At 73.3% G+C, this 12,334-nt stretch carries 12 protein-coding genes; 5 read left to right on the top strand and 7 right to left on the bottom strand.

The genetic code is table 11. The annotated features are described in order from the left end of the window. Window positions 1-80: 80 nt before the first annotated feature. The 3 genes from ABD671_RS01705 to ABD671_RS01695 all read left to right on the top strand — a co-directional run bounded on the left by ABD671_RS01705 (window position 81) and on the right by ABD671_RS01695 (window position 3,562). Window positions 81-1,487: a rhodanese-like domain-containing protein gene (locus ABD671_RS01705; RefSeq protein WP_344731471.1), complete on the top strand. Its 1,407-nt coding sequence runs from the start codon at window positions 81-83 to the stop codon at window positions 1,485-1,487. A 175-nt stretch (window positions 1,488-1,662) separates the two neighbouring features. Continuing rightward, the gene (locus ABD671_RS01700) at window positions 1,663-2,568 is read left to right on the top strand and encodes a serine protein kinase RIO (protein ID WP_344731470.1); all 906 of its coding nucleotides are present in this window, start codon (window positions 1,663-1,665) and stop codon (window positions 2,566-2,568) included. 49 nt (window positions 2,569-2,617) lie between these two features. Next, the gene (locus tag ABD671_RS01695) at window positions 2,618-3,562 is read left to right on the top strand and encodes an LOG family protein (protein ID WP_344731469.1); all 945 of its coding nucleotides are present in this window, start codon (window positions 2,618-2,620) and stop codon (window positions 3,560-3,562) included. Here ABD671_RS01695 and ABD671_RS01690 read toward each other — a convergent pair. Next, window positions 3,559-4,845: a hypothetical protein gene (locus tag ABD671_RS01690; RefSeq protein WP_344731468.1), complete on the bottom strand. Its 1,287-nt coding sequence runs from the start codon at window positions 4,843-4,845 to the stop codon at window positions 3,559-3,561. The two genes, ABD671_RS01695 and ABD671_RS01690, sit on opposite strands and share 4 nt — an antisense overlap. Window positions 4,846-4,880: 35 nt before the next feature. Next, a complete protein-coding gene (locus ABD671_RS01685) occupies window positions 4,881-6,062 on the bottom strand; it encodes a glycosyltransferase family 4 protein (protein WP_344731467.1) in 1,182 nt (393 codons plus the stop codon). 118 nt (window positions 6,063-6,180) lie between these two features. On the opposite strand from ABD671_RS01685, the gene ABD671_RS01680 reads away from it, so the two are divergent. Next, window positions 6,181-7,956 (top strand): TIGR03767 family metallophosphoesterase, encoded by a 1,776-nt coding sequence (locus tag ABD671_RS01680; RefSeq protein WP_344731466.1) that lies wholly within the window; start codon window positions 6,181-6,183, stop codon window positions 7,954-7,956. A gap of 21 nt (window positions 7,957-7,977) precedes the next feature. Here ABD671_RS01680 and ABD671_RS01675 read toward each other — a convergent pair whose 3' ends face one another. The 5 genes from ABD671_RS01675 to ABD671_RS01655 all read right to left on the bottom strand — a co-directional run bounded on the left by ABD671_RS01675 (window position 7,978) and on the right by ABD671_RS01655 (window position 11,467). Beyond that, a complete protein-coding gene (locus ABD671_RS01675; RefSeq protein WP_344731465.1) occupies window positions 7,978-8,757 on the bottom strand; it encodes a GNAT family N-acetyltransferase in 780 nt (259 codons plus the stop codon). Window positions 8,758-8,777: 20 nt separating this feature from the next. Further along, window positions 8,778-8,957 carry a hypothetical protein gene (locus ABD671_RS01670; protein ID WP_344731464.1) on the bottom strand — a complete coding sequence of 60 codons (180 nt, stop codon included), beginning with the start codon at window positions 8,955-8,957 and terminating at the stop codon, window positions 8,778-8,780. A 56-nt stretch (window positions 8,958-9,013) separates the two neighbouring features. Further along, window positions 9,014-10,270 (bottom strand): TetR/AcrR family transcriptional regulator, encoded by a 1,257-nt coding sequence (locus ABD671_RS01665; protein ID WP_344731463.1) that lies wholly within the window; start codon window positions 10,268-10,270, stop codon window positions 9,014-9,016. Window positions 10,271-10,326: 56 nt separating this feature from the next. Next, a complete protein-coding gene (locus tag ABD671_RS01660) occupies window positions 10,327-10,758 on the bottom strand; it encodes a hypothetical protein (RefSeq protein WP_344731462.1) in 432 nt (143 codons plus the stop codon). A 169-nt stretch (window positions 10,759-10,927) separates the two neighbouring features. Next, complete coding sequence (locus tag ABD671_RS01655) at window positions 10,928-11,467, bottom strand: hypothetical protein (protein ID WP_344731461.1); 540 nt, start codon at window positions 11,465-11,467, stop codon at window positions 10,928-10,930. A gap of 274 nt (window positions 11,468-11,741) precedes the next feature. Between ABD671_RS01655 and ABD671_RS01650 the strand changes: the two genes are divergently transcribed. After that, a complete protein-coding gene (locus ABD671_RS01650) occupies window positions 11,742-12,197 on the top strand; it encodes a hypothetical protein (protein ID WP_344731460.1) in 456 nt (151 codons plus the stop codon). The last annotated feature ends 137 nt before the right edge of the window (window positions 12,198-12,334 follow it).

Here is a 12,334-nt window from a genome sequence, read left to right as displayed (position 1 = left end):
GAGCCGCACGGTAGTGCCACGCGCGGCGGCTGCCGTCGCGCGCCACCCGGTGTTACCTTAAAGCCACTAATCAGATCGACTTGAGGGAGTTCCGCGTGGAGATCGTCGCCGTCGAGGTCCCGCACCTCGGGAACCGCTGCCACCTCGTCCACGACGGCCGTCGCGCGATCGTCGTCGATCCCCCGCGCGACACCCGGGCGGTCGAGGCCGCCGCCGAGCGTGCCCAGGTCGAGATCACCGCCGTCGCCGACACCCACATCCACAACGACTACGTCTCCGGCGCCCTCGGGCTCGCCCGCCGCCACGGCGCCGACTACCTCCTCTCCGCGGGCGAGCAGGTCGACTTCGAGCGGGTCGGCGTGCGCGACGGCGACGTCGTCCCGGTGGGCGGCCTCGAGGTCGAGGTCATCGCCACGCCGGGGCACACCCGGCACCACCAGTCGTTCCTGGTGCGCCCCCAGCAACCGGGCCCGCACGACGCCCCCGGCGCCCTGCTGAGCGGCGGCAGCCTCCTCCAGGGCACCGTCGGTCGCACCGACCTCGTCGATCCCCGCCTCGCCGCCGACCTGGCCGGCATGCAGTGGGCCAGCGCCCAGGTGCTCGCCGGCCTCGACCCCGCCACCCGGCTGCTGCCGACCCACGGCTTCGGCAGCTTCTGCGCCTCGACGTCCACGTGTACGCGGGTCGGCGAGATCGTCACGCTCGCCGACCAGCACTCGGCCAACCCCGCCCTCATCCTCGACCGGGAGACCTTCGTGAGCGAACTCCTCGCCGGCTTCGGCCCCATCCCCCGCTACTACCGCCACATGGCACCCCTGAACCGCGCCGGCGCCGGCCGCGCCACCCCGCGCGCCGCGCGTCCCGTCACCGCCGCGCAGGTCACCGACGCCGTCCTCGGCGGCTCGTGGATCATCGACCTGCGCTCCCGCAGCGCGTTCGCCGACGGACACCTCGCCGGCTCGGTGAGCGTCGAGTACGGCACCCAGTTCGCCACCTACGTCGGCTGGCTGGTGCCGTGGAACGACGACATCGTCGTCCTCTCCGACACCCCCGACCTGCTCGACGCGGCCCTGCGCGACCTCGCCGACATCGGCATCGACGACGTCGCCACCCACGTCGTCTCCCCCGGCACCGCCGCCCGCGCCCTGACCGCCAGCTACCGCCGCGCCGACTGGACCGCCTTCGCCGTCGAGTCCGACACCGCCGACGCCACCGCGCACCCGCGCGTCGTCGTGGACGTCCGCCAGCGCGACGAGTGGGAGGCCGGACACCTGCCCGGTGCGATCCACCTGCCGGTGCAGGACGTCGAGGTGCGCGCCGACGAGCTGCCCGACGGCGAGCTGTGGGTGCACTGCCGCTCGGGCTACCGGGCCGGCATCGCCAGCTCCCTGCTGCACCGCCACGGCCGTGCGGTGGTGCACATCGACGACGCCTGGGAGCGCGTCGCCGAGCTCCAGCTGCCGATCACCACCACGGTCGCCGCCTGACCGGACACGCCCGAACCGGCCCGACGGCCGAAAATCGTTCGCCGACGCCGCCCCGCCTCCTGCAGGCTGGGCGGCGTCGGCACGTGAGGGGCACGCGCCACCGAGGAGAGGAGCAGAGCCATGACGGTCCGCTGCACCACGTCCGCATCCGCACTCTCCCGAAAGCGAACCCCGCGTGATCTCCGATCCGACCCCGCACGACCCCGACCCCTCTGACGCCGACGCCGCTGACCCCGACGACCTGCGGCCCTCCTTCCGCTTCGACTTCGAGGCCCTCGACGACCTCGGTCCCGACCAGCGCTGGTCGACCTGGCTCGCCGTCCAACCGCTGTGCCGCGGACCCGAGCCCCGCCCCGACTGGGTGGTGACCTCCCAGGGCGCGGTCGACACCGAACTCGGCGTCCTCAAGACCGGCAAGGAGGCCGACGCCCACCTGCTGCATCGCGGTCTCCCGGACGCCGACGAGGTGCCCGGACTCGCCGTCACGATGGTGGCCAAGCGCTACCGCAGCCCCGAGCATCGCGACTTCCACCGCTCGGCGGTCTACACCGACGGCCGTCGGGTGCGCCGCAGCCGCGACGCTCGCGCGATCGAACGCGGCAGCCGCTACGGCCGGGAGGTCGCCGCCGGCCAGTGGGCCTGGGCCGAATGGCAGGCGCTCGGACGGCTCTGGCAGCTCGGCGTCCCGGTGCCCTATCCGGTGCAGATCGACGGCACCGAGTTGCTGATGGAGTGGATCCACCTCGAGGGCGACGACGGACCGGTCACCGCCCCGCGGCTGGCCCAGACCCGGCCGACACCCGCCCTGCTCGCCAGATGGTGGGAGCAGTTGCGCGACGCGATGCTGGTGATGGCCGAGGCCGGGCTCGTGCACGGCGACCTCTCGCCCTACAACGTGCTCGCGGCCGGCGAGCGGCTGGTGATCATCGATCTGCCGCAGATCGTCGACCTGATCGCCAACCCGCACGGGGCCGACCTGCTGCATCGCGACTGCCTGACGATGGCGCGCTGGTTCGCCGGCAAGGGTCTCGACGTCGACGGCGAGGCGCTGTACGGGGAGGTGCTGGGCGCGGCCTGGTGACACCCTCGCCACACCGGCGATCGGGCCCACGATCGGGCAGAGTGGGCGCGTGCGTACCCGAGGCCGCGTCACCCATGTCGAACCGTCGTCGGGCCTGTGCCGGGCCGATGCCGCCGACCTGCTCGACGGCAGCATCGCCGCCGAACCGCTCGACGTCCTGCGTACCCGGCTCTACACGGCCGACGAGCTGTACGACACCCCGGTCTACGCCGAGAGCCTCGATGCCCGCGCCTACGCGTGGGCGTCGAGGCCGCGCACCCCGGCGGCCGCCCTCACGGGCGCGCTGCACGACCACGCCATCGACCAGGCACTCGAGGCGTGGATCGCCGACGTGCGCGCGAGCGGACGCCGCGTCGTCGGCGTGATGGGCGGTCACGGCCTCGCCCGTGACAGCCGCGACTACGCGGACGCCGCCCGGCTCGGCGCGCTGCTCGGTGCGCGGCACGTCGTGGCCACCGGTGGCGGGCCGGGCGCGATGGAGGCCGCCAACCTCGGTGGCCGGCTGGCAGCACACGGGCTGGACGCCGTCACCGAGGCGCTCCCGCTGCTGGCGGAGACGCCGTCCTTCCGGCCCTCGATCGACGCGTGGGTCGCCGGTGCGCGCGCCGTCCTCGAGCGGTGGCCCGACGGCGGCGACAGTCTCGGCATCCCGACCTGGCATTACGGCCACGAGCCGCCGAACCTGTTCGCGAGCGCGATCGCGAAGTACCTGCGCAACGCGATCCGCGAGGCGATCCTGCTGGAGATGTGCGACGGCGGCATCGTCTTCCTGCCGGGCGCCGCCGGCACGGTGCAGGAGGTCTTCCAGGACGCCTGCGAGAACTACTACGCCACCGGGGAGGCCGTGGCGCCGATGGTGCTCGTCGGTCACCGCTACTGGACGCAGGAGGTGCCGGCGTGGCCGCTGCTGCACGCCCTGGCCCGCGACCGGCCGATGGCGCGCGAGATCCACCTGGTCGACGACGTGACCGAGGCGGCGGCCGTCATCGGCTAGGCGCCGTCGCTCCAGCCGTCCTCGGGCGACCACCTGAGGTCGTCGACCACCAACCGACCCTCGTCGTCGGTGAGCACCTCGTTCGTCACGTCGGGAACGTAGCGGGCCCGCCACGACTCCAGATCGGCGCTGACGGCGACCAGCACGCCGCGGGCATCGCCGGCCTCCCGGCACCCGAGCACGACGGCGGCACCGTCGCCGACCTCGGAGACGTCGGGCAGATCGCACGCCACCCGGCGCGGCGCCGTGCCCACCGTGACCGGAGGGCCCCACCGATCCTCACCGCGCCGATGCACCTGGAGGCGCAGCGAGCGGCCGTCGGGCGAGCCGACCGCGACGTCGGCTCCGTGGATGAAGGCCCCGACGACCGTGTCGCAGCAGCCGCGGGGGACGTCGACGGCGTCGAGACCGGAGGGGTCGACGGCGGTGGCGCGCCACCCGGCCGCGGTGCGCTCGAACCAGAAGTCGGGGGCCCGATGGTCACTCGGGTGCACGGCGATCCAGGCCGGACTCCAGAGCCCGGGATCGGAGTCGAGGTAGGTGCGGCACTCCGATCGCGCCGCGCCTCGCAGTCGCCCTCGCTGAAGGGCCACCGGCCGGAAGGCCGCGGTACCCGGTTCAGCCGACCAGAGGCGGAAGGTGCAGGCTCCCCGCGCCGGGCTGGAGGTCACCAACCGGAGGCCTCCGTCGGGGGCGAGCGCCGGACCGGCGAGGGCAGCGGCGTCCCGTCCACCCTGCCACGGGACGCGGTGGATCCCCGCGTCCGGCTCCCACACCCATACGCCTCCTTCGCCGGACGCGAGCAGCGCGTGCCTGCCGTCGGGTGCCACCTGGGCCGGCCGGGCGGAGCCGGCGAGTCGCGAGGCGGAGCACGAGAGCGCTGAGGCCCGGCAGACGATCGCGACCCAGTGGGCGCTGGCCTCGGTGTCGTCCGAGGTGTCGGTGGTGAACGCCTGCTGGATCACCGCGACGCCGTCGCCGGTGCGCAGGGTGTTGTCGAAGGCGACGGCGCGCTCGTTCCACACGAGCTGCGGCGCGGTCCACCCGGACCCGTCCGGATCGCGCCACTGCACGAGGATCCGGTGACTGTCGGGCGAGCCGATCGCGAGCACGTGGCCGGACCCGAGATCACCGAACCGGGTGGCCACGCCGTCGGCGTCGCCGTAGCGACGCAGGTCGTGGCCGTACTCACCCTCTGGCCACAGCCGGGCGGCCAGCACGGCCGACGCCGCCATCACTCCGGCGAGGAGCAGCACGAGGACCAGGACCCGAGAACGACGCATCCGGCGATGGTAGGCCGGGGCCGCTCGGGGCGGCGTCAGCCGGCGGCGGGCAGCGCCTCGGCAGGTCGGCCGCAGACCTCGCGGTAGTGGGCCACCAGCGAGGAGTTGACCGCGTACCAGGAGCGGCTGCGCACGCTGCGCCGCGCCGCGAGCCCCATGCGACGGCGCAGCAGCGGGTCGCGGGCGAGCCGGTCGACGTGCTCGGCGAGCTCCTCGGCGTCCCCCGGCTCGTAGAGGAACCCGGTGACGGTGTCGGTGACGACGTCGATCGGCCCGCCGGCCCGCGGCGCGACCACCGGGACGCCGGAGGCCAACGCCTCCTGGGCCGACTGGCAGTAGGTCTCGTGGCGACCGGTGTGCACGAAGACGTCGAGGGAGGCGTAGACGGCGCCGAGCTCCTCGCCGTGCAGGACGCCGGGGAACACCGCGCCGGGCAGCTCCTCGCGCAGCCGCTGCTCCTCCGGTCCGCCCCCGACGAGCACGAGCTGGTAGCGGTCGTCGGCGTCGATCACCCGCAGCAGCTCGAGCTCCTTCTCCGGTGCCAGGCGACCGACGTAGCCGACGAGCAGCCGGTCGGGACGATCGCCGAGCAACGACGCGCGGACGGCGTCGTCCCGGCGCGCCGGATCGAAGCCGACGAGGTCGACACCGCGCGGCCACAGGGCGGTGTTCGGGACGCCGAGGCCGGCGAGCTGGGTGAGGCTGGCCGTCGAGGGCGCGAGCGTGCGGTCGACCCGCGCGTGGATGCGGCGGGTGAGCGTCGACATCGCCCGCGCGCCGCCGGCGATGCCGTAGCGCTCGGCGAAGCCGACGAGGTCGGTCTGGTAGATCGCAACCGTCGGGATGCCGAGGTCCTCCGCGGCGCGGACGGCCTGGTAGCCGAGGGTCGCCGGCGAGGCGACGTGGACGACGTCGGGCCGGTAGCGGGCCATCACGACGCGCAGACGCCGACGGGTCTCCAGGCCGAGGCGGAAGTCGCGGTAGAACGGCAGGCACGCCCCGCGGGCCCGCAGCACGGGGAAGCCGGCGTAGGTCTCGGGGCCGGTCGGCGCGACGAGGAGGGCGTCGTGGCCCTCCTCCGCCAGGTGCTCGAGCACCCGGCGCACGGAGTTCGTGACCCCGTTGATCTGAGGCAGGAAGGACTCGGCGACCACGAGCACCCGGAGGCGATCGCCGGTGCGGGGCAGCTCACGCAGGTTCGTCAGGTTCGTCTCCACGTACCGTCACGCTAGGAGCGGCGCAGCAACATGCGAGGGCCCCGAGGTGGCCGTCCCGTGTGGGCCTCGTGAATGGCACGTGGCGTGACGGCCGTCACATGTGCCCTAAGGTGCCCCTATGGGTATCTCCCGTCGCGGGCTGCTGGGTACCGGCGCCTCCCTCCCCCTCCTGTCCTTCCTCCCCCAGTGGTTCACCGCGGCCTTCGCGCGCCGCCGGGACGACGGCCCGGCCACGCTGGGGCGCACCTTGGTGCGCGGTACGCCCTCCTCCTCCGGCTGGCGCCCGGTGCTCGTCGCCCCGGGCGAGCCGCACGTCGTCCGCACCGAGCTCGGGGCCGCGGCGGCCGTCGACCGCGCCACGGTGCGGCGCAGCGTCTCGGCGTTCGTGCAGCTCACCGACATCCACATCATCGACACCCAGTCGCCCGCGCGACTGGAGTTCCTCGACCGGTTCGAGGACCAGTCGCGCCCCGGCGATCCCGTGCCCGGCCTGCTGACCTCCTGCTACCGACCGCAGGAGATGCTCAGCGCGCACGTCGCGGAGGCCATGGTGCAGGCGGTCAACGCGCAGCGGGTCGGGCCGGTGACCGGACGCCCGCTGGCGTTCGCCATCCAGACCGGCGACAACTCCGACAACTCGCAGTACAACGAGATCCGCTGGAACATCGATCTCCTCGACGGCGGCGACGTCACCCCCGACTCCGGCAGCCGTCAGCGCTACGAGGGCGTCAGCGACACCCACCCGCTCTACTACGACACGCGGTACTGGCACCCCGACGGGCAGCCGCTGCTCGGTGCGCGCGACATCGCCCGCAAGCGCTTCGGCTTCCCGCTCGTGCGCGGACTGCTCGACGCCTGCCGCCGCACGTTCACCGCGCAGGGTCTGGAGATGGAGTGGTTCACGGCCTTCGGCAACCACGACGGGCTGATGCAGGGCAACTTCCCCGACTCCACCCTGCACCTCACCGCCCTGGCCACCGGTCCGCTCAAGATCACCACCCTGCCGCCCGGCGTCTCGCAGGCCGATCTGCTGCAGCTGCTGCGCGGCGACGTCGCCTCGCTCCAGGGGTTGCTCGCCCTGTCGGTCGGCGTCCGCCTGGTCACCCCCGACCGCGATCGCCGTCTGCTCAGCCGCAAGCAGGTCGTCGAGGAGCACTTCACGACGTCCGGACTGCCCGTCGGGCACGGCTTCACCGCCGAGAACCGCGCGAAGGGGACGGCGTACTACACCTTCGACCGCGACGGCGTCCGCGGCGTCGTCCTCGACACCGTGAACCCGAACGGCTACGCCGACGGCTCGATCGACGCCACCCAGTTCGCCTGGCTCAAGCGCGTGCTCGCCGACTCGGCCGACCGGCTGGTCATGGTCTTCAGCCACCACACCTCCGACACGATGGGCAACCCGCTCATCGCGACCGGCGGCCAGCTCGGACAGCGCGTGCTCGGGCCGGCGGTGCTCGCCGAGCTGCTCGCCCACGACTGCGTGATCGCCTGGGTCAACGGGCACACCCACACCAACCAGGTGTGGGCGCGTACCCGGGCCGACGGCACCGGCCTGTGGGAGATCAACACCGCCTCGCACATCGACTGGCCGCAGCAGTCGCGCATCATCGAGGTGGCCGACAACGCCGACGGCACGCTGTCGATCTTCACCACGATGCTCGACCACGCGGGCCTCATCGACGGCGCGAACCGCACCGACTCGGTGCTGGCGCTCGCCGGGCTCTCCCGCGACCTGGCCGCCAACGACTGGCAGGCGCAGACCGAGGACCTGCGCGGCGACGTCGCCGCCCGCAACCTCGAGCTGCTGGTGAAGGCGCCCGCGGGATACGTGGCCGCGCGGTCGGCCGCGCGTCGGGTCGGACGCCGACGCGAGCAGGTGGCGGTCGGCTGACGGGCTTCATCCGGCTGCCAGTCAGCGCAGCGGCATCCGCAGCCCACGCTCGGTGCCGTAGGCGGTGAAGCCGGCTCGCCGCAGGATCGGTGCGCTGGTGGCGACCCGTCCCTTCACCAGGGCCAGGTCGGCGCCGCGCTCGCGCGCCCATCGCAGGCGCTCCGCGAGCATGGCCCGGTAGACGCCGTGGCCCCGGGCCTCCGGCGCCACGCCGCCGCCCCAGAGGCGGACGACGTCGCCGGCCAGGGTGGCACCGGCCATTCCTACCGGCGCGCCGCCGCGCGTGGCCAGGAACCAGGGCGCTTCGGGCATCTCGGTCATCGCCCGCAGCGCGTCGGTGAGCTGATCGTCGTCGAGGGGCGCGGTGCCGAAGGCCGCGGCGCCGACGTCGGTGGCGGCACGCAGGTCGGCGAGCCCGGCAACCTCGGTGACGACGACGTCGTCCGGCGGATCGAGGAGGTCGAGCGCGGTCGCGATCGGGGCGGCGAGCACCTGCACCTCCTCCTTCAGCGTCGCGCCGCGGCGCAGGACCTCCCGCTCGAACTCCCCGGGGTGGCCGCCGCGCACCCACCAGGTCAGGTGGTCGACGTCCCAGCCGGTGGCGATCTCGACGACCTCCTCGACCACCAGCCGCACGGTGCGTCGCAGCGGACCGAGCCAGACCAGCTCGACGCCGGCCTCCATCCAGCTCGGGTAGCGCACCAAGCGGTACTCCGGGGTGCTCACCTCGACGGCGTCGGAGGGCACGTAGATCCAGGCCGCACTGGCGGCGTGGACGCGCTCAGGGTCGGGAGCGGTCATGCCGATCAGCGTAGGCAGCCTCACAAGAGCGCGGCCGCGCGGGCGAGCACCCGCTCGACGGTGCCCAAGGCGCGCGTGGTGACCGGGACGCCGAGTGCCCGCTCGAGCGTGCCCGTCACGTCGCCGACGGTGCTCCCCCGGCGCCGGCACAGGCTCCACGCGTGGCCCTCGCCCAGCTCGACGACCTCGACCAGGGGCACGGAGATCGCCGATGGCGTGACGTCGGACGGCGTCCCCTTGGCCGCGCGGTGCGGGCTCAGCGGGGCAGGGCGAGCAGGGCGACGACGGCCTCGGCATGCTCGCGCGCCGGGCGGCCGGGGTGGGTGAGCACGCGGCGGATCAGGGCGATCAGCACGACCTCGGCGGCCGTCCGCGGGTCGGAGTGGCCCGCGCGGCGCAGGAGCTCCTCGAGCGTCGACTGCACGGGGTCCTCGATCTCGGTCGTGCCCGCGGTGACGTGGTAGAGGTAGGGGCCCGCGTAGCCGGCGCGCTCCCGGACGAACTCGGCGAGGGCGGTCAGATGGTCGACGAGGTCGACCGACCCGTGGTCGACCGCGTCCGGACCCGGCAGATGGAGGGCCGCCTGGTGCCGGAACAGGGCTGCCGCGATCCCGGCCTTGGTGGTGAAGTGGTCGTAGACGGAGGTCGTGCTGGTGTCGGCGTGGGAGGCGATCTGGGCGATCGTCGTGCGCTCGAAACCGACGTGGTGGAAGAGCTCGGCGGCGGCGTGCAGCACCCGGGCCCGCATCGCGCGGGTGCGGTCGGTGAGCTCGCGGGTCGCCGCGGCGTCCAGCGGGTAGTAGTTCACCTCGGTCAGCCGGTCGTCGACGTCATGACGGTCGCCGGGAACGCGCAGCAGGAAGTAGGTCAGGGTGCTGGCGGCCCGCTTGAAGTGATCGATGCCGAAGGTCTCCGGCTCGACCAGGTGCCGCACCGTCGTGCCGTTGAGGAGGGCCACCTGGGCGGCGACGAAGGAGGCGACGTCGAACGGCGGGCGCACCTCCCGGCCCCACCGGGCGAACAGCGCGCCGGCCGCGACCATCAGGCGGTCGTCGATGCTGCGCAGGTAGTGGTGGTACGCGCTGGTGACCGCGGGGCCGCCGAGCGCCCACAGCCCCATGCGGATGCGGAACGCGGGGTCGCTCGTCAGGCGCTGGAACTCGGCCGAGTGGTAGGCGTAGCCGGTCTCCAGCGGGAAGTGCGAGTCGGCGATCACGCCCAGCAGGCCGCTGATGTCCTCCGCCGGGCCCTGACCGGGGTCGAAGACCCGTGCCACGACGGCGTCCGCGAGCCCGGCGAGGGAGCCGAAGTGGGTGTAGACGCCGGTGGTGCTGGCTCCCGCTCGCCGGGCGATCTCGCGCACCCCGACCGCGGTGAGCAGTGCAGCGACGTCGAGCTCGCCGAGCGCCTCGATCGCAGCCTCGACCAGCCGCTCGGCGACCGGCTTGGTGGGCGCGTCGGCCACCAGCCCAGCGGCGGGCCCGCCCGTCGCATCCGTCACGGCTTCCTCCATCCGCCGACCGTAGCGGGCGGGCGCCGTCCGGACGACGGGGTGCCCGGCGGTGGTACTCAGGGCTGGGTGGGGCCGGCGATCTGGTCCACGGCCCCGGACGCATTGAAGTTGTTCCGGATCCTCGCGTAAACGCCGCAGTACACCGAGTCGGCGCCGGGCGTGAAGCGGGCAGCCTTCAAAGTTCCGAGTGGAGTGTCAATCTTGGGAATCGTGATCGCGGTTCGAGCGCTACCGCTGGGCGCAGCTGAACCGTTGGGCGTGTATCCCCTTGCGACGGGGTCGTACGTCGTGAAGTCGTCCTGGGAACCGCCACGCGATATCCAGGCTTCGATGGTGCCGGCGTCTGCGGGCACCGGCCCCATGGGCGTGGTCAGCCCCACCCGGACGGTCGCGATCGCCGAGCGATTCGGCTCATAGGCCAGGTAGTCGACCGCCACCGGCACCGAGGCCGCGTACCCCGTCGCCCCCTGGCAGGCGTACTGCGCCACGGTCGGCCCGTCGGCACCCTCGGCCGGGCTGGTGCCACCGAAGGCCGCGGCGGTGAGCGAGAGGGCAGCGGCAGCCAGCCCGCCTCGCAGGGTCCTACGTCGTCCCATGGTCGGTTCGTTCCTCATCGTGTCGGCACCCGCACCGGACGCGTGCCAGGCGGATCGGGGGTCAGGGCTGGGTGGGGCCGGCGATCTGGTCCACGGGCCCGGAGCCGTTGGCGGCGTTGAGGATCCGCGCGTACACGCCGCAATACACCGAGTCGGCGCCAGGGGTAAACCGGGCAGCCTTCAGACTGCCGTTCGAAGTCACGACCTTGGGGATCGCGATCGCGGTCCGCGCGCTGCCGCTCGGCGCAGCTGAACCGTTGGGAATGTAGCCACCTGCCACGGGGTCGTAGGTGTCGACGGTAAAGCCAGTAAAGGCATTTGAGATCCAGGCCTCGATGGTGCCGGCGTCTGCGGGCACCGGCCCCATGGGCGTGGTCAGCCCCACCCGGACGGTCGCGATCGCCGAGCGATTCGGCTCATAGGCCAGGTAGTCGACCGCCACCGGCACCGAGGCCGCGTACCCCGTCGCTCCCTGGCAGGCGTACTGCGCCACGGTCGGACCGTCGGCGCCCTCGGCCGGGCTGGTGCCGCCGAGGGCAGCGGCGGTGAGCGAGACGACGGCTCCGGTCAGTACCACCCGCATCCAGGTGCGTGTCCCCATGTTCCGTTCCATCCTCGTCGTCTCGTGACCTCACGCTGCCCCGGCTCGCGACACCGCCGCGCACCGGGCGAGCCCGAGCATCGACATCGCGTCACTGGTTGTCACGCCGGAACCGGGTCCGCGGACGAACTCCGCCAGCGCCGTCCTGCCCTCCACCCTCACCACGAGCGACGACGACAACGATCGTTGTCGGGGCCCAGCAGCCCGAGCGGCGAACGGAGGAGGACGACCGCACCAGCTGGCGACCAGCGGCACCCCATGCCAGGCTGAGCGCATGGGCGCCCTTCCGGTCTCGATTCCCGGTGTGGTCGGCGAGACCGCCGTCGAGTTCTTCGCCTGGAAGGGTCCGCGCCTGACCCTCGACGGCCGGCCCATCACCCCGCACGGGTTACTGCGCAACCGCGTGACGCTGCCCGGCACCGACGGTCCGATCGAGGCACGCGTGCGCACCCGCGTGTTCAACCCCTACCCTCTCGTGACGGCGGGCGGGGTCGACATCCCGACCGGGCCGCCGCAGCGGCGGGCACTCCTCGCCCTCACCTTCACCCCGTTGCTCGCCCTCGTGCTGGTCCAGGGTGCGCTCGGCGCCGTCGTGGCCATCCTCGGGATCCAGCTCAACCACACGGTGGCGCGTTCAGGCCGTCCGGTGCGCGCCCAGGTCGGCCTCATGCTCGGCGTCCTGGTCGGCGTCATCGCCGTCGACCTGCTCGTTATCGCCACGCTCAGCTGAGGACGCGCGGCGCGCCACTTGAGGGGCGAAACCTCATGTTGTCGGGCGAAGTTTCGGCCCACAACATCAGGTTTCCCCGGCTGACCGGGGCGCTTTCGGGCGGTCAGTGCAACAGGAGGTCGGTGATGACCTCTGAG

It is taken from the genome of Nocardioides fonticola, assembly GCF_039536805.1.
GTDB classification, from domain to species: Bacteria; Actinomycetota; Actinomycetes; order Propionibacteriales; family Nocardioidaceae; genus Nocardioides; species Nocardioides fonticola.
Note: the sequence above shows the minus strand (reverse complement) of the source record. Positions and strands in the feature narration are given on the sequence as shown.